Genomic DNA, 18,777 nt, shown 5'->3' with positions numbered 1-18,777 from the left:
GCCGCCATGCACCCCGCCTTCGTTGTTCTCACCGATTTTTCGCCCGCCGCCGAGCGGGCGCTGCGCTACACCATTCAGCTGGCCGGGCAGGTCGATGGCCGCCTGGTGCTGCTGCACGTGTACCAAGACCCGCTGCTGGAGCCCGAGGCCGCCATGGTGACGCTGCCCCTGGTGCTGCAAAGCCGCAAGCGGGTGCTGGCCGAGCTGGCCGCCCGCGCCCGGCAGCTGGAACTGCCCACCGAAACCCACCTCTCCGTCGATATGCTCAGCGACGCCGTGGCCGAGGTGGTAGCCCAGCACCACCCCCTGCTGCTGGCGCTGGGCCGCGAGCAGCACAGCACGCTGGTGGAGCGCCTGCTGCGCCTCCAGGCCGGCCCCATTCTGCAAACGGCCCGCTACCCCCTGCTGCTGGTGCCCGAAAGCTGGCCCGCCGACGCCCCGCCGCGCCGCCTCGTGGTGGCCGCCGACGGCCACGGCTTCTGGCTCACGCCCGAGTCGCTGGCCCTGGGCGAGCTGATTGCCCGCTGGCAGCCCCGTACTACGGTGGTCCACGTGGGCCCGGCGCACGGTCCCTCGCGGGCCACGGTGGGCTTCGAGGCCGTGCGCCGCTGCGAGCTGTTCGGCCCGCTTTCCGACAACAGCCTCTACGAAGTGCGCGAGGAAGCCACCGCCGCCGGCATCGTGCACGCGGTGGCCGAGCTGCAGGCCGACCTGCTGGTGGTGCTGGCCCGCCCGCATACCTTCCTCGACGGGCTGTTTCACCGCAGCGTCACGGCCCAGCTGCTGCAGCACAGCCCCGTGCCCGTGCTGGTGCTTCCCACCATGCACTGACGCCGGCCAGCTTGGGCCGATAAGCCGCCGGTCATCCTGGGCGCAGCGGCAGCCCCGCGACATCGTGTGGGTGCCCGGCGGCCGCAACGCCGCGGTGCACGCCCGCTGCGGGCCGGTGGCCGACTGGGCCGCCCGCTACGGCAACCCGCAGCAGCACCTCTTCTCCGACGCGCCGGCGCCGGGCACTACGCGGGCATCGTGGATCTATCGGCAGCCGCTCAACGGCGGTATCTGGCCGCCCGCAGCCGACTACTACGTGTGCGGCCCGGCGCCCTTTATCCGCAAGCAGGTGCCGGACCCGACGACCCTGGGCGTGCTCCGCGAAGCCATTCACTGCGAGGAGTTTGGCCCGGCTACGCGGAGCGGCTGGCGCCGCTACGGCTCGTGCATCCGGCTCCGGTGGTCAGGCAAGGTCCTGGCGGCCGGAGCCGGTTGGCGGTGCGCGCCGCGCTCGGTGCCGGGGCCACCTGCGCCAGCCCGGCCGCTGGCACTGCCGCGAGGCGCGTGGCAGCCTCCCGTTGAGCGCACCAACAACGGCCCGGCCGGCGGGGCTACTGCGCCTCCGGTGCCGGGGGGGCGGGCGGGGTTAGTGCCCGCAGCTTTTCCTCCAGCTCGCGGGCGGCCAGGGCGCAGACGGCTTCGATTTTGGAAAACGCGGCGAGGAGCTCAATCATGGTGTCCTGGCTGGGGCCGGTGCCGCTGGCCAGCAGCTGCTCGGCCGTGCCCTGCATGGATTTGGTGATGAGCTCGAATTCCGGCGGCATGCCCACGGTGGCAAAGGTGGGAATGAGCGAATGCGCGGCGAGCTTCAGGCCCGGCCAGTCCTTGTCGGCCAAGGCCTTTTTCACGGCCTGCACCAGCTGCGGAATTTCCTGCAGGTAGAGGCCAATCATTTCCGCCAGGCGCGCGTCGCTTTTGGTGATGCGTTTCAGGTAATCCAGGTTGACGCACGGGCGGGGCTGCGGCGGGGCCTCGGCGGCCGGGGTGGCTGCGGCCGGAGCCGCCGGGGCTCCCTGCTTCAGAAACTTGATGATTTTGCTGTAGAGCAGCCGGTCGTCGATGGGTTTGGTGATGTAGTCGTTCATGCCCACGGCCTTGCATTTCTCCACGTCCACCGACGTCACATCGGCCGTGAGGGCAATGATGGGGACGGTCAGGCGCAGCTCCTGCCGGATATAGGCCGTGGCCTCGAACCCGTTCATGACCGGCATCTGCAGGTCCATGAGCACCAGGTCGTAGGAGGCGGCGCGCAGCATTTCCAGGGCCTGGCTTCCGTCGGCGGCCACGTCCATGTGAAAGCCGAAGTCTTCCAGCAGGGTTTTCATCAGCAGCTGGTTCAGGGCAATGTCCTCCACCACCAGGATGCGCACGTGCTGCAGCCCCGTTTCCAGCTCGATGGCCGGGGGCGAGTCGGCCTCCGGCAGGGCGGTGGTTTTGCCGAAGCGCAGCACGAAGCCGAAGGTCGAGCCCGCGCCCACCGTGCTTTTTACGTGGACGGTGCCGCCCTGCGCCTCCACCAGGTTTTTCACAATGGCCAGCCCCAGCCCCGTGCCGCCGTACAGGCGGGCGGTGCCGCTGCTGGCCTGCTGAAAGTCGTCGAACACGGCGCTCAGCTGGGCCTGCTCGATGCCGATGCCGGTGTCGGTGACGGCAAACTCCAGGATGACGTGGTCCTGGTCCTGCACCAGCCGCCGCACGCTCACGGTGATGCTGCCGGCGCTGGTAAACTTGACGGCGTTGCTCACCAGGTTGAGGATGATCTGGTGCAGGCGCACCGGGTCGCCCAGCAGCACGTCCGGAATGCGCGGGTCGTAGTCGAGCACCAGGGCCAGGTTTTTTTCCTGGCACTTGGCTTCGAACAGGTGTACCATGGCCGCCACCGAGGCGGCCAGCCGGAACGGAATCTGCTCGAAGGTCATCTTGCCCGCGTCCACCTTGGCCAGGTCCAGGATGTCGTTGATGAGCACGATGAGCGTGTCGCCGCTGAGCTTGATGGCCGTCAGGTACTCGCGCTGCTTGTCGGTCAGGTCGGTTTTCAGCACCACCTTCGTGAAGCCGATGATGGCGTTCATGGGCGTGCGGATTTCGTGGCTCATGTTGCTCAGAAACTGCTGCTTGGCCTTCACCGCGCTTTCGGCTTTGGCCCGGGCCTCTTCGGCCAGCACGGTGGCGCGCTCGGCCGCAAACCGGGCCTCGATCAGCTCCGTGGCAATGCGCTTCTGCTCGGTCACGTCGCGGGCCACAATCACCACGCCCAGCACCCGCCCTTCGTCGTTGCGGTACACCGAGCCGTTGAAGAGCACGTCCGTGAGCTTGCCGCCCTGGTGGCGCAGGGTCAGGGGCGCGTCGGCCACCGTGCCCCGGGCAAACACCTCCTGGTACACCTCGCGCGCCATCTGCGGATCGGTGAAGTAGACGAAAAAGTCGGAGCCGATGAGCTGGTCCCGCGCCAGCCCGGTGATGTTCACGGTGGCCTGGTTCATGTCCGTGATTTTGCCTTCCGGGCTGATGGTCACCAGCGGGTCGCGGCTGGCCTCGATCAGGCCGCGGGCGTAGTTGGCCACGCGCAGCTCGGCCGCCCGCTTCACCTTCTCCTCGTTCTGAAAGGCCAGCTCCCGGTTGGCCACCACCAGCTCCTGGGCCCGCTTTTCCTTTTCCGCGTTCTGGAAGGCCAGCTCCCGGTTGGCAATGAGCAGCTCCTGGGCGCGCTTTTCCTTCTCGTCGTTCTGAAACGCCAGCTCCCGGTTGGCAATGCTAAGCTCGGCCGCCCGCTTTTCCTTTTCGTCGTTTTGAAAGGCCAACTCCCGGTTCGCGGCGCGCAATTCCTGGGCGCGCTTCTCCTTTTCCGCGTTTTGAAAGGCCAGTTCCTCGTTGGCCAGGCTGAGCTCATCGGCCCGTTTGGCCTTTTCGCGCTGCTGAAATGCCAGCTCCTGGTTGGCCAGCCCCAGCGCCGTAGCCCAGTTTGGCTCGGCCGCATTGCGGACCTGGTACACCGCGCCCGCGGCCTGGCCCGCCTCGTCCCTGGTTGCTGCGCCGCTGATGAGCACCGGGGCCGGCGTGTTTTGGGCCGGGCGCAGCACGAACGGCACGTCGCTGACCGCCCCCCGGGTCACGACCTGCTGGTGCAGCTCGCGCACGGCGTCGGGCTCGGTAAACAAGCCAAAGAACTCGGCCCCCACCAAGGTGTCGCGGGCCGCGCCCGTGAGCGTCAGCGCCGCCTCGTTGCAGGCCAGGATGCGGCCCTGCAGGCCGACGGCAACTTCCATATCCGGCCGGGCCTTCGTGCGGCCCGAATCATTTGTTTCGCTTTCCGTCATGGTGCGGAGTGGGCCGGCCGCGCGGGCCGGCGTTGACTTGGTGGCCGGGGCAGCGGTCCTGCGTCCGGGTATTCGAAAAGCGGGGCTCCGGGTGCGGAACCGCAGCCGGCCTGTTTCGCCACGGCCGGCCGGAAGCCGCCCCCACCGCCACGACCCGGGTAAGATACCTTCTTTCGGGCGCCCGGGCCCGGCGCCCGCCGCCGGGAAGCCCGAAGCCCACCCCGCCCGCCGGCGCGTTGCGCAACCGGTGCGGTGCCCCTGCGCGGCCATTCATTCCCCGCCACAACCGGACGTGCACCGGGCAGGACGGCGGGGGCCGGGGCGTCAGGCGAGGAGCGGATTTGCTCCCGGCCGACCGGGGCCGGCGGTGCTGCTCCGACGCATGGCGGTTTGCCGACCGTCCTTTACCTTGCCCTGATTAATCACGAGCAAGCCGCCCGACTCGGGTACTTTATCATCACCCCAAGGCCGGTTCGGGGCGCCGCAACCCATCTTCTATGCGAGTACCTCTACCCGGTTGGCCGGCGTTGTTACGCGGGCTGCTGATTTCCTGCTTTCTGGTGCTGCTGGCTGGTCAAGCCCACGCGCAGGCCATGGCTACCTCCCACTCAGCGGTGGTCAAGGCCGACGGCACGCTCTGGGCCTGGGGCCGCAATCAATACGGCCAGCTCGGCGACGGGACAGTCGGCGACAAAGTCACGCCGGTGCAGGTCGGCACTGGCCGCGCCTGGCGCAGCGTGGCCGTCGGGAGCTACCACACCGTGGCCCTGCGCCAGGACGGCACGCTCTGGACCTGGGGCCACAACCGCTTCGGCCAGCTCGGCAACGGCACCAGCCTCGGCCAGACCACTCCCCAGCAAATCGGCACGGCTACCACCTGGCTGAAAGTGAGTGCCGGCGGCACCCACACGGTGGCCCTTAAATCGGACGGCACGCTCTGGACCTGGGGCTACAACGGCCTGGGCCAGCTCGGCGACGGGGCGGCCAGCAGCGGCCGGGACACGCCGGCGCAGGTCGGCACCAGCGCCGGCTGGCAAAGCGTAAGCGCCGGGTGGAACTCCACCCTGGCCCTGCGCACCGACGGCACGCTCTGGGCCTGGGGCGACAACCAGTACGGGCAGCTCGGGGCCCCGAAGTTCAGCGTGGAGCCCCTGCTGCTGTTTGCCGGCATGGCGCTGCCGGTGCGCGCGGCGGCGCCCGGCGCGGCCGCCGGGCTGCAACTGACGGCCTGGCCCACGCGCTTCGGCGCCGCGGGCCCGCGGCTGCGCGTAACGGCGCCTCCGGCCGGGCCGCTCACGCTCAGCGTGGTCGACGCCACGGGCCGCGTGCGCCTGCAGCGGCAACTGCCGGGCTCAGCGGAGCTGGGGTGGTCGGCGGCAGCGGCGCTGCCCGCCGGCGTCTACCTGCTGCGCGTGCAGCAAGGGCGCCAGCGGGCAAGCGTCCGGCTCGTGCGCGAGTAAGGCCGTGGGTTTGTCTTGTTTATTTCACCGCCGCGGCCGCTCCAGGGGGAGCGGCCGCGGCCGTTTAAGGCCGCGCCATCCTTCCCGGCAAGCTATCAACCGGGGACTTCGCCGCCCACCGGTGAGCCGCCGCCGTGCCGCCCGCCCGGGGTCAGCCGGCGGGCAGAACCGCCGCCGATGCCCTTTTTGCGGCACGCTGCGCAAGCAAAAAGCCCGTTCCTGAAGTAGGAACGGGCTTTGCTGCAGAGAGGATGGGATTCGAACCCACGATGACCTTTTGGGCCATACACACTTTCCAGGCGTGCTCCTTCGACCACTCGGACACCTCTCTAGGTTGCGGAAAGCTGCGCAAAGTAACGCGGCATTTGGCACATCTGCAAGCCGCTAGAAGCGGATCCTGGTGCTGGTGGCCTGGCCGAGCGAGATTTCGCCGCGCAAGTCGCTCAGTAGCAGCTGGCGCGTGGTGTGCGCGTCGCGGCCCAAACCGAGCACATACATGAGCTTGGTGATGGCCGCCTCGGTGGTAATGTCCTCGCCGCCGATGACGCCGAGGTCGGTGAGGTGGGCGCTGGTTTCGTAGCGGCCCTGGATGACGCGGCCCTCCTCGCACTGGCTCACGTTGAGGATGAACACGCCCCGCTCGGTGGCTTCGCGCAGGCACTCCAGAAACCACGGGCTGGTGGGTGCGTTGCCCGAGCCGTAGGTTTCGAGCACGCAGCCGCGCAGGTCGTCGGCACCGAGGATGCAGCGCACGGTGCGCTCGGTGATACCGGGGAAGAGCTTGAGCACGACCACGCGGTCTTCGAGCTGCGGGTGTACGCGCAGGGGGCCGCCGGGCAGCAGGCGCACCAGGCTGTCGTCGAATTCCAGCTCGATGCCGGCGTGGGCCAGCGGCGGGTAATTCTCGCTCTTGAAGGCCGAGTAGCGCTGGCTTTCCACCTTCTTGGCCCGGCAGCCGCGGATGAGCACGTCGTTGAAGAACACGCACACCTCGGGCACGCGCACGGTGCCGGCGCGGGGGTGGCGGGCGGCGGCAATTTCCAGGGCCGTCACCAGGTTGCGGCGGGCATCGGTGCGGATGCGGCCCACCGGCACCTGCGCCCCGGTGAAGATGACGGGCTTGCCCAGGTTCTCCAGCAGGTAGCTCAGCGCCGCGGCCGAGTAGGCCATGGTATCGGTGCCGTGCAGCACCACGAAGCCGTCGTAGTGCGCGTAGTGCTGCTGCAGGATGCCGGCCAGCAGCAGCCACTCGGCGGGCGTCACGTTGCTCGAGTCGATGGGCTCGGGCAAGCTCAGCACCGACACCTGCATGGTGAGCTGGCGCATTTCGGGCACCAGCTTCTGGATCTGGCTGAAGTTCATCGGCACCAGCTCGCCGCGCTTATTGACCGACATGCCCACCGTGCCGCCGGTGTACACCACCAGCACCGAGGCGGGCCGCTCCGCGGCCGCTGTGGCCGGGGCTTCAACAATTATCTGAGGCTCCAAAAGTGAGTTTGTGAGAGGGTGAACTGGTGAGTTGCTGTTCTGGCGGGGCAAGCTGCACGTCAACGCACCAGTTCGCCATTTCACCAGCTCACAGCTTGAACAGCGCCGCGGCGTTGCGGGTGGTGGCTTCGGCTATTTCGGCTACGTCGCGCTGCAGCAAATCGGCCACGCGCTGGGCAATGAGGGGCAGGTAGCTGGGCTCGTTGCGCTTGCCGCGGTGGGGCACGGGCGCCAGGTAGGGGCAGTCGGTTTCCAGCAGCAGGTGCTCCAGCCCGACGTGGGGCAGCACCTTATCGAGGCCGCCGTTCTTGAACGTGGCCACCCCGCCGATGCCGAGCTTGAAGCCCAGCCTGACGGCTCGCTCGGCTTCCTCCTTCGTGCCCGAAAAGCAGTGGAACACGCCGGTGAGCGTGCCATCCTGAGCGGCTTCCACCAGCGCGGCGGTTTCGTCGAAGGCGTCGCGGGTGTGCAGCACGATGGGCAGCTGGTGCTTTTTGGCCAGGTCCAGCTGCACTTTCAGCGCCTCCTGCTGCCAGGCCAGGGTGGTTTTGTCCCAGTACAGATCCACGCCGCACTCCCCCACCGCCACGAACGGGCGCTTCGAGAGCCAGTCTTCCACCCGGTACAGCTCCTGCTCGAAGCCTTTGAGCACGTGGCAGGGGTGCAGGCCCATCATGGCCCGGCAGTGGCCGGGGTGCCGCGCCTCCGTCTCCAGCATCACGTCGATGCTGGTGTGGTCGATGTTGGGCATCAGGATGGTGCGCACGCCGGCGGCGTAGGCCCGCTCCAGCGCCGCGTCGCGGTCCGGCTTGAACTGCTCGGCGTAGATGTGGGCGTGGGAATCGGTCAGGACCACGGATTTAGACGAATTTTCCGGATTTCCCGGATGTTGTGGACGATTGGGCAAAGCTAGTGGGTAACACGTGACAAGTAACAGGTGACGGGTTTTGGGTAATCAGGTGACGGGGTGATGCAGGAGCGGGGTGACGTGGGACCGGTTGCGGGTAGGCATACCGCGTGGCGCGGTTCAGCCCCGGGCAGGTCGGCACTGGAAATGGCCGGCAGCCCGTCACCCGTGCCACCGTTCATTCCCCAAAACCTGTTACGTGTTATAAGTCACGTGTCACCGCGAATACCGGCGGCCTTTCCACTCGAAGGGGCGGCGGCTGAAGCGGAAGCCGGTGAGGCCGGCAGTGACGGCCAGCGTGTAGAGCTCGAACAGCGGCAGCAGGTGCAGCGGGGCGCGGCGGCCCACTTTGCGGTAGGCGCTGCCGGCCAGCAGGCCCTGGGCCAGCATTTTGGCGGCGAGGATGCCCAGCACGGCCGCCCCGCCCCAGAGCCCGGCGGCCAGCAGCAGCGCGGGGTAGTAGCCGGCGTAGTAAATCAGGCCGAGCTGAATGTGCCAGGGCAGCCCCTCTACCCCGCGCAGCCAGCGCCGCCGCTGGTGCAGCAGCCCGCGCCAGGTGGCCACCGGCAAGGACTCGGCCAGCACGGCGGGCTCGAACAGGTTCAGCCAGCCGAAGCCCTTGGCCAGCACGGCCCGGAATAGCTCGTAGTCCTCCGTCACGGAAAACGGCAGGCTTTCGTAGCCGCCCACGGCCTCGTAGGCGTCGCGGGTGATGAGCATGTTGTTGCCCATGGCCGTGACCGGCTGCCCGCGGTCCGATACCATCTGCACCAAAGCCAGCGACATCAGCCAGTCGAGGCCCTGCAGCCGGTCGAACAGGCGCGGACCCGCCACCAGCGTGAGGCCCGTGACGGTGCCCAGGCCCGGGCGCAGGTGGCCCACCAGGCCCCGCACCCAGCTGGCGGGCAGGCTGATGTCGGCATCGGTGATGAGGAACACGTCGGTGGAGGCGGCGCGGGCCAGGTGGGCCAGCACGTTGGCCTTGCCGCGGGCCGAGCCCAGCGTGTCGGTGATACTCAGGATGCGGAAGCTGCCGGCGAAGCCCTGCATGGCCGCCTGGGCCACGGCGGCCGTCTGGTCGGTGCTGGCGTCGTCGCCGAGCAGCACTTCCAGGCACTCGGGCGGGTAATCGAGGGCCCGGACGCTCTGCAGGCAGCGGCCGATGGCGGCTTCTTCGTTGCGGGCCGCAATGAGGATGCTCACCCGCGGCGGCGGACCGGGCAGCGGCCCGCCCTGCGGCGCCCGGCGGCGGCTAAACAGCAGCCAGGAGCCCAACAGCACGGCAAACCAGCCGAGAAAGAAGGCGAGCAGGAGGACCAAGGGCAATTAAAAGGAGTTTTTGATTATCAAACTAGTAAAACGTCAGGTCGAGCGAAGCCGAGGCATCTTGCGGGCGTCGTTGAACGTCGTGCCGCGCATCAGGCAAGGCCCAGGCATCTCGCGGGCTGATGCCCGCAGGGGGCCTGACGATTGGAATTACCATCCCGCAAGATGTCTCGGCTTCGCTCAGACCTCACGTTCAGCAGGCGCGGCATGCTACAGCGCGCCGAAGCGGTAGCCCTGCTCGCTCAGGGCTTCGAGGTAGCGCGGCAGCACGTAGCGCAGGTTGGGGCTGGCCTTGAGGCTATCGTGAAATACGACCACCGCGCCGGGGCGGGTGAAGCGCAGCGCGTCGTGCAGGCAGCGCTCGGGGGCGTAGGCGCGGTCGTAGTCGCAGGTGAGCAGGTCCCACATCACTACCTGGTACTCGGGGTGCAGGGTGCGGTGCAGGCGGGGCGTGATGCGGCCGTAGGGCGGGCGGAAAAAGCGCCGGGCGCCGGGCTGCAGCGCGTCGAGGGCCTGCTGGCAGCGGGCTACCTCCCGCAGGTACTCGGGGCGCGGGGTGCTCCAGCCGCTGCGGTGGTGGTGGGTGTGGTTGCCGAGCTGGTGGCCGCCGGCCAGCACCTGCCGGGCCACCTCGGGGTGCCGCTCCACATTGTCGCCCACGCAGAAAAACAGCCCTTTCGCATCGAAGCGCGCCAGCTGCTCCAGTACCCAGGGCGTTTCCTCGGGAATGGGGCCGTCGTCGAAGGTGAGGTACACGGTGGGCTGCGCGGCGGCCGGGCCCTGCCAGACGGCGCCGGGCAGCCAGCGGTGCATCACGTCGGGCAGGCGGTGCAGGCGCATGAAGCAGGAGGAAGAATGGTGGCGGCGCGAAGGTAAGGCCACCCGCGCAGACTGGCCGGTAGCCGAATTTCGTGCATCTTCATGGCTGCTCCCCCATCTTCGGCTCCATGACTCGAGAAGAGGCTCTTGGCGCGGCCCAACGCCACATTGCGCAATGCAACGCCGAAACACCGCTGCATCCTGATTACTACTGGGTAGTGGGCCAACCGGTGGAGTACCGCCACTGGTGGTACTTTGACAACTGCATAGCGTCTCGTCCGGGCCTTCCCTTCGCGGAACGGGGTATGCAGTTTGCCGGCGCGCCGGGCTACGTCATCGACAAGCGCAGCCAGAGGGTTCAGGAAATTGGCTGGGCTGATTTTTCCGCGCTCCGAAAGCTACAGCAGCGGCTGCAGTACTTTGAGCAGCGGGTCGCGGAACGGGACCGGCAGCCCCTCATGCTCCGGGAGCTGCGCCAGTATTTTTCGATGCCGCTGCCGGAGTTACAGGCTTTCAGGCGCGGGCTGGAAGCACCGGAACAGAGCGTATTGCAGTTGCTCCTATTACTAGAACAACGCCTAATCGAGGAGGATTGCTTTCTAGCTGGCTTTATGAGCGAGCATTAAGCCATTTATTAAGATAGTTTATCAAATCAGTAAGCTTATTTACCACCTTCACCGACAGCGGCTTCGATACTCGCCCACAGCCGCCGGGCGCTTTCCTCCCAGCTGAAGCGGCGCACGTTTGCAAACCCCTGCCGAATCAGCTGGGCCCGCAGCGGCTCGTCGGCATCCAGGCGGGCGAGGGCGGCAGCCAGCTCATCGACGGAAAACGGATCGGCCAATAGCGCGCCGCCGGGGCCGGCCACCTCGGGCATGGAGCTGCGGTCAGAGGTCAGCACGGGGCAGCCGCTCTGTTGAGCTTCCACTATCGGGATGCCAAAACCCTCGAAATACGGCACGTAGGCGCAGGCGCGGGCGGCCCCGTAGAGCTGCACCAGCTCCTGGTCGGACACGCGGCCGGTGAGGTGCACGGCCGGCTGGTGCTGCATCTGCTGGTACACGTCGAAGATGGGGCCGGCTTTCCAGGCCTTGCGCCCCACGATGAGCAGCTGGGTGTCGGAGCCGGTCTGGGTTTTGAACTGGTCGAAGGCGCGCAGCAGGTTCACCAGGTTCTTGCGCGGCTGCAGGGCCCCCACAAACAGGATGTAGGGCCGCCCGCCGCTGAACTGCTGGCGCACCGCCGGCTGCGCCGCCGCGGGCAGGGGCCGGAAGTGCGCGTCGGCCGCGTTGTACACGATGTCGATGCGCTGCGGATCGATGCCGTAGGTCTGCACCACGTCCTGCCGGGTGGCTTCCGACACGGCCACGAGGCGCCGCGAGGCGCGCACGAAGCGCGGGAAAAAGAAGTGGTAGTACCGGCGCACCAGCCAGCTCACGTCCTGCGGAAAGTGCTCAAAGGCCAGGTCGTGCACCACCGTCACGCGCGGCACCGCGGTGCGGAGCGTGGTGAAGCCGTCCGGGCTCAGCAGCACAGCCGGGCGGTGGCGGCGCAGCCACGCGGCCACCGCGCCCTCAAACCAGGCCACGAACAGCAGCGGGTGCCGGGCCGGCGGGCCGAGCACGTGCGGCACCACGTTCGGCCCGAACAAGTAGCGCGGGTCGTAGGCGCGGTCGAACAGGAAGTGAAACGTGTGCTCCGGGTGCTGCTGCACCAGGCGCCGCAGCGTTTCGTAGGTGAAGCGCCCGATGCCTTCGAGCTGGTCGCCGGGCAGCAGGAAGCGGGTGTTGACGGCGATATTCAAGGTGCGGGAATGTGGCCGAATGTGATGGAATGTGCCGAATGAATGCCGAACGACCTTCGCGTCTTTTGCGCAAACTTCGGCGTCCTCTGCGGGCTAATAACGTCTGAGAACGGCATCAGCTCCTGGATTTCAATGCCCCACGCAACTCCCCTACCCGCAGCACGCCCGTCAGAAACAGCAGCGCCACGAAGGCCAGGCCCGCCAGAATGCTTTCCGCCAGCCAGGGCAGGCCGGCGTAGGCTTGCAGGGCGTACCACAGGGCGCAGAGGCCGCCGAAGGTCAGCCCGAGCCGGGCCAGCAGGCTCCAGGGCACGGCCACGCCGGCGCGCTGGCGCACCAGCCACACGTAGCCGCCCGACACGATAATGGCGCAGATCAGCGTGTTCAGGGCCCCGGCCACGGCCCCGTAGCGCGGCAGCAGCAGCACGTTCAGCCCGATGTTCAGCGCGATGCTCAGGGCCACCAGCCAGCTCACCGGCCGCTCGTGCGAGGTGCTGGTGAGCAGGGTGCTGTAGATGGCGAAAAAGGCGTGCACCAGCACGTTCAGAAACAGCAACTGGGCGCACAAGGTCATGCGGGCCAGCTCGGCGGGGGTGCTGTGCCGGAACTGGAAAAAGAGCAACTCGCCGTGAAAGAGCACGAAGGCCACCACGAACAGCAGCGGCACGGTGGCCACCCGCTGCCCGAACCAGAGCAGCTCGCGCTGCTCTTCGCGGCGGTGCAAGGAGTGGGCAAACTTGGCGAAGAACAGCGGCAGCACCGTCCAGAGGTACATCATGATGGCGTCGACCCAGCGGTAGGCGCCGGCGTAGTAGCCCGCTTCCTGGGGCGAAGCCAGCCGCTCGATCATCAGCATGTCGATGCGCTCATTCATACCGTAGAGCAGGGTGATGAGGGCGAAGGGCAGGCTGCCGCGCAGCAGCTCGCCGGCCTGGGCGCGGCGCGGCCGCCAGGGCACCCGCCCGAACAGCCGCGTGACCAGCGCGTAGAGCAGCACGAAGGTGAAGCCCGCGGCGGCGGTGCGCACCGTCACGTAGCGGTCCAGGGTGATGCCAATGGGCAGCAGGGCCAGCACCAGCCCGAGCATCAGGGCCTTTTCCAGCACCGACAGCCAGGCGTCGGTGCGGAAGTGCTGGTGGGCCTGCACCGCCCCGCGCAGAAACTGCGCGTACTGCGTCAGCAGCAGGCCCGCCCCGATCAGGGCCAGCAGCGTGAGGGTGTGGCCGCGGTAGCCCATCAGCCAGCCACCCGCCACCATCACGGCCAGAAACACCACGCTCAGCGCCCCGCGCAGCGGCAGCACCGTGGGGAAATACTCCGGCAGAAAGCCCGGCTCGGCCGCCACGCGCTTGGTGGTGTGCTGGGTGATGCCCAGGTCGGACACCGAGGCCAGCACCAGCGCGAAGTTCAGCAAGGCCGCAAACGTGCCGAAGGCCGCGTTGCCGATGCGGTCCTGCACCACGTTTTCGGCCAGCACCCAGCCCGGCTTCACGAGCAGGTTGAGCAAAACGGCCAGGCTGATATTTCCGAAAAAGCGTTTGATGGCTGGGGCAGGAAGGTGGGCCGCAAAGCTACCAAAAAGCCGCGCGTACCCGGTTTTTGTGGTAGCTTTGCCGAGTCCGGCCGCCACGGTGCTGCCCCGCGCCGGGCTGGATTCCTCTTTTTGCGCTACATGTCCGCACGCCCGTACTCTTTATTGGGCCTTTGGCCGATTGTTAACCGTTGGAAGTACCTGGTGCTCGGGGCCGTGGCCCTGGCCGCCGTCGTGAGCATCGTGGTGGCCCTGCTGCTGCCCAATATCTTTAAGTCGACGGCCGTCTTCTACCCCACCAACCCGCAGACCACCGACCCCGACCGCATCGTCATCGAGGGCGGCAAGCTGGAGCTGAGCGGGCGCACCGAGGACATCGACCGCGTCATCACCATCGGCAACTCGCAGCCGGTGGCCGAGTACGCCATCCAGAAATTCCGGCTGCATCAGCACTACAAGGCCGGCAAAATCGGCGACGAAATGGCCGATCAGGCCGCCTTGGATGAGTTCAGCGGCAACCTGAGCATCGTGCACACCGACCGCGACGCCATCGAGCTGACCTTTCAGGACAAGGACAAGCACCTGGCCGCGCAGGTCGCCAACACGCTGGTCAGCGTCATCGACTCGTTCAACCAGCAGCTCACGCTGGAAAACCGCCGCCGCGTGCTCGGCCTCTACGGCACCCGCTACAAGTTCCTGCAGCAGGAGTACGACCGCACCCGCAAGGCCCTGCTGGAAGGCCGCCGCCGCTACGGCATCTTCGGCCTGGAGCAGCAGTCGCGCTACCTGGGCATGGAAATCATCAAGACCGAGACGGCGCTGCGCCGGGCCGAGGCCGCCGGTAACCGCGGCGAGGCCAACGAGCTGCGCCGCGCCCTGCACGCGCTTACCCACGCCGACGGGGGCAACGTCATCAACCTGGAAAGCTACGTGCAGGGCACCGACTCGATGACGACCCTCTACGCGCGCTTCAACGACCTGCAGAGCCGCCTGGTGGGCGCCCGCTCGGCCTACGAAACGGCCGACCTGGCCATCAAGGGGCGCATTTCGTCGCTGTACGTGGTGCAGAAAGCCTACCCGGCCGCCCGCAAGTCCAAGCCCATCCGCTGGCTGATTGTGGCCTCGTCGGTGCTCATCACCTTCGCGCTGTCGGTGATTGTGATTACGCTGCTGGAGCTGTACCGCCGCAACGTCGGGCGCCCCTCCGCTGCGCAGCCCGCCCAACACGCGTAACGAAAATGAACACTTGGCTGGCCCGCCTCACCCCGCGCGACACCCCGGAGCGGGTGTTCGTGGCCTTCGTGCTGCTGCTGGTGGGCGGCGGGGCGGTGGCGCTGCTGGCCCGCACGCCGCTGGGCGTGGCGCCGGCCCTGGCCGTGGTGGGCGTGGGCGTGCTGCTCGTCGACTGGCGCTGGCTGTACTACCTGCTGCTGAGCACGCTGGCGCTTTCGCAGGAGCTGCACCTGGGCTCCCTCACGCTGGACGTGCCCTCCGAGCCGCTGATGCTGGTGCTGCTGGGCTGCCTGGGCGTGGCCGTGCTGGCGGGCCGCACCGGCCTGACGCGGCGCGAGCTGCTGCACCCGGTGGTGGTCATCCTGGGCCTGATGCTGCTCTGGGCCTGCGTGTCCACGCTGTTTTCAGTGGACAGCACCAAGTCGGTGAAGTACCTGCTGGCCAAGACCTGGTACCTCGGGCCCTTCCTCTTTATCACGCTCATGGTGCTGCGCCGCCCCGCCGACGTGTGGCGCGTGGCGGCCTGCCACGCGGGCGGTGCCTGCCTCACGGTGCTCTACACGGCCGCCCGGCACGCCACCAAGGGCTTCGGGTTTGCCGACATCAACTGGGCCATTCAGCCCTTCTACATCAACCACGTTATCTACGCCACGGTGCTGGCGCTGCTGCTGCCCTACGCGTTTTATGGCGCCCGCGCGGCGCAGGGCATGCCGCGCCGCGGCTGGCAGCTGGCGGTGGCGGTGCTCGTGTTCGGCCTGCTGATTTCCTACACCCGCGCCTCCATCCTCTCCATTCCGATTGCGGCCATTTTCTACGGAATAATGCGCCTGCGCCTCACGCGCTGGGTGCTGCTGGGCGCCCTGATCGGGGTGGCCGGCGGGGCGGGCTACTTCGTGCAGCAAAACAACTACATGCTCTACGCCCCGGACTTCGAGAAGACCATCTTCAACGGCGGCAACTTCGAGAAGCACCTGGAAGCCACCTACAAGCTGCAGGACGTGTCGGGCATGGAACGGGTGTACCGCTGGGTGGCCGCCGCCCGCATGGTGTCGGACAAGCCCCTGACCGGCAGCGGCCCCTCCACCTTCTACCCCGAGTACAAGCGCTACACCGTCAAGAGCTTCCGTACCTACGTGTCGGACAACCCGGAGCACTCCACCACCCACAACTACTTCCTGCTGCAGCTGGCCGAGCAGGGCGTGCCGGGCTTCGTGCTGTTTGCGCTGCTGCTCTGCGTGGCCCTGATTACGGCCGAAAACCTCTACCACCGCGCCGCCGCCCGCCGGGCCCTGCGCCCGGTGGTGCTGGCCGCCACCCTGTCGCTGGTAGTCATCATCTTTCACCTCACGCTGAATGAGCTTATCGAAGTCGACAAAATCGGCTCGTTCTTCTTCATCAGCCTGGCCGTGCTGATAAAGTGCCGGGAATGGCTGGAAGAACCTGCCGCGCAGCAACTCAACAGCTAATCCGCCGCGTGCTCCTGCCGGATGCGGGCCAGCTGCGTGAGGTGACGCTCGGCGTGCCGGGCCAGAAAGTACACGTATTGGTACACATCAATTTTGCCCAGCTCGTTGACCGTCATGGTGGTGCGGTAGAGCACGCCTTCACCGTTAGGCAGCGCATCGAGCACGCGGTGGCAGTGCCGAAGCTGCTCGCGCAGTTGCTGGCGCACTTCGGCCCGGGGCTTCGAGCCCGTGGGCTCCATATGGGCGGGCCGCATCCACTCAAACGACTTGTGCAGGCCGATTTCGTCCAGGCGTGGGTCGGCAAACTGGTAGCCCCGCAGCTCGGTGGCGAGGTCCAGGCCGGCCTGGTTTTTCAGGGCTTTGGCGGCGCCCTTGTCGATAAGAATGAGCAGGAAGTGGTTGGTCAGCCCGACGTGTTCCAGTATTTCATCGGCGGTCCAGCCGCCGTTGCGCGGGCGGTACTGCCGCTCGGCTTCGGGATGATCGAACCACGCATCGAGGCGCGCAAAAGACTCGTCAAGCGCCTGACGGATGTGGGCAATAATGGCGGGAATATCGGTGGCAGTATCCATAGTCTGAAGCCAGTATCGGGCAATTAAGCGGTTTGGCCGCCGCGTGACCAATGCATGAAGCGGCAGCCACTTATTAAGTGGCCGCCCAAGCATCTACCATCCCGACCACGGCTTGCACCGTTGGATCCTGGGCGGCCTGCTGCTTCAGCCGCTGGGCTGCTTGTTGCGCCTCGCGGCTTGTCATCAGGCGTAAGGCCTGCAAAGCATCCGCGCGGATGAAGTCGGGTTCCGTTGCGTTGCGGGCAATGCTGTCGAGCAGCGGTAAGCCGGGTTGATAATCCAGTTTACCCAAGCCCGCCAGGGCGTGGCGTCGCTCCCGGGCCTGCGCATTTCGGGCCGACTGCAACAGATAAGGCCCAATGGCCAGCCCGGCCTGCTCAATAGTGTCGCCTCTGTAGCCCTCGCCCACTTGCTCGTGGCACAGCACCGCGTAGTAATCGGGCGCCAGCTGCTGATTCAGCCAGGCGTGGAGCGGGCCGTACGCCAGCCCCAGCATTAAGGCGCTGCCGATGGCCGGGAAGTAGCGCCGATGCCGCCCCCAGTATCCCAGCAGCCAGGCACTGTTGACGAGCAAGAGCCAGCGCGCCGCGTTGCCCCAGCCGATGCGCTGCAAAGGAGCGGCCAACTCGTCGGCGCACGCGCCGCCGAACCAGCAGTAAGTATCCGTCCAAGTGCTTAGGGCCCCGCCGGCCACCACGACCAAGTTTAGCCCGGCCCAGAGGAGCCACCCGCGCCGGCTCATCGGAAGCGGCAGGTCAGGATGGTGATGTCGTCGGCGTAGTGCGTGCCCTTCACGTTGAAGGCGGTGATGCGGCGCAGCAGCTCATCGTGCAGCTTGGGCAGGGGCAGGTAGCGGTGCTCCTGCATGGTCTGCAGCACGCCTTCCTCCCCGAATTCGTCGCCGGCCTCGTTGAACACTTCGGTCAGGCCGTCGGTGTAGTTGAGCAGGGTGCTGTGCGGGGGCACGGGCACGCGGCCCACTTTCAGCATGGGCAGCTCGTCCATCACGCCGAGCATGATGGTGCCGGTTTTGAGCACCTGCGACGGGCCCTGGCCCACGTCGGGCAGCAGCAGCGGGTCGTTGTGGCCGGCGTTGACGTACTCCAGCTCGCGCGTGGTGCGGTGGTATACGCCGAAGAAGGCGGTGATAAACCGGTCGCCGCCGGAATTGCGGAAGATGAGGTTGTTCAGCTCGCTGACCACCGTCGACAGTTCGGCCCGCTGACGCAGCAAGGTGCGCAGCCCGGCCTGGAAGTTCGACATCAGCAAAGAAGCCCCCACGCCCTTGCCCGACACGTCGGCCACGCAGAAAAGGAACCGCTCCTTGTCGATGGGCACCACGTCGTAGAAGTCGCCGCCGACGGCGGTGTGGGGCACGTAGGTGGCGTGCACGGCCACTTGCGCGTCGTTGGGCAGCTTGTTGGGGAAGAGCATGGCCTGCACTTCCTGGGCAATTTCGATTTCCTTGCGCACCGCCGCGGCCTGCACCTGCTGGCGCACCAGCCGCCGCGACGACACCGCGCCCAGCAGAATCTGGCTCAGCGACTCGATAAATGACACGGCTTCGCGCCGGGCCTCGGCCGTGGCGGTGTAGTTCTGGTGCGGCAGCCCGATGAACACCAGGCCCAGCAGCTGGTCGCTCTGGCGCACGGGCAGCACCGAGGCAAAGTGAAACCAAGGCTTGCCCAGCTCCAGGTCGGCCACTTCCACCGGGTGCTCGGGCGGAAAGCGCTGCAGCTGCTCGGGCAGCACAATGCCGCGGAAATCAGGAATGCCGGGCCCGAAGGCCACCGCGCAGCGCCACTGCCCGTCCTCCACCACGTACACGGCCAGCTGCCGCACGCCGAGCTGGCCCAGCAGCGTAAACTGGAAAATCTTGTAGAGGTTTTCGTCGCTGGGCTCGCCGTTGATGGACTGCGTGATTTCCAGCAGAGCGGCCAGTTCCCGTTCCTTCAGCTTCAGCAGCAGGTGCTCTTCCTTGGTGAGCGGGCGCAGGGTATCGGGCATGGAATGTAGGGTATGG

General features: G+C 67.3%; 15 protein-coding genes and 1 tRNA gene. 5 read left to right on the top strand and 11 right to left on the bottom strand.

Annotated elements, in window-relative coordinates; genetic code table 11:
- Positions 1–6 precede the first annotated feature (6 nt).
- Positions 7–831 carry a universal stress protein gene (locus tag DLM85_RS01115; protein WP_111476229.1) on the top strand — a complete coding sequence of 275 codons (825 nt, stop codon included), beginning with the start codon at positions 7–9 and terminating at the stop codon, positions 829–831.
- A 551-nt stretch (positions 832–1,382) separates the two neighbouring features.
- Here the strand turns inward: DLM85_RS01115 and DLM85_RS01110 are convergent.
- Complete coding sequence (locus DLM85_RS01110) at positions 1,383–4,097, bottom strand: ATP-binding protein (protein ID WP_207890938.1); 2,715 nt, start codon at positions 4,095–4,097, stop codon at positions 1,383–1,385.
- Positions 4,098–4,645: 548 nt separating this feature from the next.
- On the opposite strand from DLM85_RS01110, the gene DLM85_RS01105 reads away from it, so the two are divergent.
- The gene (locus tag DLM85_RS01105) at positions 4,646–5,608 is read left to right on the top strand and encodes an RCC1 domain-containing protein (protein ID WP_111476227.1); all 963 of its coding nucleotides are present in this window, start codon (positions 4,646–4,648) and stop codon (positions 5,606–5,608) included.
- A 243-nt stretch (positions 5,609–5,851) separates the two neighbouring features.
- Here the strand turns inward: DLM85_RS01105 and DLM85_RS01100 are convergent.
- The 5 genes from DLM85_RS01100 to DLM85_RS01080 form a co-directional block, all read right to left on the bottom strand.
- Positions 5,852–5,939 (bottom strand) — tRNA-Ser (locus tag DLM85_RS01100).
- Positions 5,940–5,992: 53 nt separating this feature from the next.
- Complete coding sequence (locus DLM85_RS01095) at positions 5,993–7,096, bottom strand: asparaginase (RefSeq protein ID WP_243635836.1); 1,104 nt, start codon at positions 7,094–7,096, stop codon at positions 5,993–5,995.
- A gap of 88 nt (positions 7,097–7,184) precedes the next feature.
- The gene (locus tag DLM85_RS01090; protein WP_111476226.1) at positions 7,185–7,952 is read right to left on the bottom strand and encodes a TatD family hydrolase; all 768 of its coding nucleotides are present in this window, start codon (positions 7,950–7,952) and stop codon (positions 7,185–7,187) included.
- A 267-nt stretch (positions 7,953–8,219) separates the two neighbouring features.
- Positions 8,220–9,323 carry a glycosyltransferase gene (locus DLM85_RS01085; protein ID WP_165821963.1) on the bottom strand — a complete coding sequence of 368 codons (1,104 nt, stop codon included), beginning with the start codon at positions 9,321–9,323 and terminating at the stop codon, positions 8,220–8,222.
- Between the two features lie 216 nt (positions 9,324–9,539).
- Entirely contained in the window at positions 9,540–10,169 is a 630-nt protein-coding gene (locus DLM85_RS01080; protein ID WP_165821962.1) for a polysaccharide deacetylase family protein, read from the bottom strand.
- 107 nt (positions 10,170–10,276) lie between these two features.
- Between DLM85_RS01080 and DLM85_RS01075 the strand changes: the two genes are divergently transcribed.
- Positions 10,277–10,774 carry a hypothetical protein gene (locus DLM85_RS01075; RefSeq protein ID WP_111476224.1) on the top strand — a complete coding sequence of 166 codons (498 nt, stop codon included), beginning with the start codon at positions 10,277–10,279 and terminating at the stop codon, positions 10,772–10,774.
- Between the two features lie 35 nt (positions 10,775–10,809).
- On the opposite strand, the gene DLM85_RS01070 is transcribed toward DLM85_RS01075, so the two are convergent.
- Both DLM85_RS01070 and DLM85_RS01065 read right to left on the bottom strand, forming a co-directional pair.
- Positions 10,810–11,952 (bottom strand): glycosyltransferase family 4 protein, encoded by a 1,143-nt coding sequence (locus DLM85_RS01070; RefSeq protein WP_111476223.1) that lies wholly within the window; start codon positions 11,950–11,952, stop codon positions 10,810–10,812.
- Positions 11,953–12,067: 115 nt separating this feature from the next.
- Positions 12,068–13,459: an oligosaccharide flippase family protein gene (locus DLM85_RS01065; RefSeq protein WP_165821961.1), complete on the bottom strand. Its 1,392-nt coding sequence runs from the start codon at positions 13,457–13,459 to the stop codon at positions 12,068–12,070.
- Between the two features lie 165 nt (positions 13,460–13,624).
- Between DLM85_RS01065 and DLM85_RS01060 the strand changes: the two genes are divergently transcribed.
- A complete protein-coding gene (locus tag DLM85_RS01060; RefSeq protein WP_111476221.1) occupies positions 13,625–14,716 on the top strand; it encodes a GumC domain-containing protein in 1,092 nt (363 codons plus the stop codon).
- Between the two features lie 5 nt (positions 14,717–14,721).
- On the top strand, positions 14,722–16,182 hold the full coding sequence (locus DLM85_RS01055) for an O-antigen ligase family protein (RefSeq protein WP_111476220.1): 1,461 nt from the start codon (positions 14,722–14,724) through the stop codon (positions 16,180–16,182).
- Here the strand turns inward: DLM85_RS01055 and DLM85_RS01050 are convergent.
- The 3 genes from DLM85_RS01050 to DLM85_RS01040 form a co-directional block, all read right to left on the bottom strand.
- Positions 16,179–16,754, bottom strand: a complete 576-nt coding sequence (locus DLM85_RS01050; RefSeq protein WP_165821960.1) for a DinB family protein — start codon at positions 16,752–16,754, stop codon at positions 16,179–16,181. The two genes, DLM85_RS01055 and DLM85_RS01050, sit on opposite strands and share 4 nt — an antisense overlap.
- 73 nt (positions 16,755–16,827) lie before the next feature.
- Positions 16,828–17,367 carry a hypothetical protein gene (locus DLM85_RS01045; RefSeq protein ID WP_133256823.1) on the bottom strand — a complete coding sequence of 180 codons (540 nt, stop codon included), beginning with the start codon at positions 17,365–17,367 and terminating at the stop codon, positions 16,828–16,830.
- A gap of 125 nt (positions 17,368–17,492) precedes the next feature.
- The gene (locus tag DLM85_RS01040) at positions 17,493–18,761 is read right to left on the bottom strand and encodes a PP2C family protein-serine/threonine phosphatase (protein WP_111476217.1); all 1,269 of its coding nucleotides are present in this window, start codon (positions 18,759–18,761) and stop codon (positions 17,493–17,495) included.
- Positions 18,762–18,777: the final 16 nt, after the last annotated feature.

This window comes from Hymenobacter edaphi, from assembly GCF_003258365.1.
Classification (GTDB): domain Bacteria; phylum Bacteroidota; class Bacteroidia; order Cytophagales; family Hymenobacteraceae; genus Solirubrum; species Solirubrum edaphi.
Note: the sequence above shows the minus strand (reverse complement) of the source record. Positions and strands in the feature narration are given on the sequence as shown.

What these genes read in the sequence shown, in the direction of transcription:
- DLM85_RS01115 (WP_111476229.1), top strand. Translation starts at nt 7, where the DNA reads ATGCACCCCGCCTTCGTTGTTCTCACCGATTTTTCGCCCGCCGCCGAG.
- DLM85_RS01110 (WP_207890938.1), bottom strand. Translation starts at nt 4,097, where the DNA reads ATGGAAGTTGCCGTCGGCCTGCAGGGCCGCATCCTGGCCTGCAACGAG.
- DLM85_RS01105 (WP_111476227.1), top strand. Translation starts at nt 4,646, where the DNA reads ATGCGAGTACCTCTACCCGGTTGGCCGGCGTTGTTACGCGGGCTGCTG.
- DLM85_RS01080 (WP_165821962.1), bottom strand. Translation starts at nt 10,169, where the DNA reads ATGCGCCTGCACCGCCTGCCCGACGTGATGCACCGCTGGCTGCCCGGC.
- DLM85_RS01075 (WP_111476224.1), top strand. Translation starts at nt 10,277, where the DNA reads ATGACTCGAGAAGAGGCTCTTGGCGCGGCCCAACGCCACATTGCGCAA.
- DLM85_RS01060 (WP_111476221.1), top strand. Translation starts at nt 13,625, where the DNA reads ATGTCCGCACGCCCGTACTCTTTATTGGGCCTTTGGCCGATTGTTAAC.
- DLM85_RS01055 (WP_111476220.1), top strand. Translation starts at nt 14,722, where the DNA reads ATGAACACTTGGCTGGCCCGCCTCACCCCGCGCGACACCCCGGAGCGG.
- DLM85_RS01050 (WP_165821960.1), bottom strand. Translation starts at nt 16,754, where the DNA reads ATGGATACTGCCACCGATATTCCCGCCATTATTGCCCACATCCGTCAG.
- DLM85_RS01040 (WP_111476217.1), bottom strand. Translation starts at nt 18,761, where the DNA reads ATGCCCGATACCCTGCGCCCGCTCACCAAGGAAGAGCACCTGCTGCTG.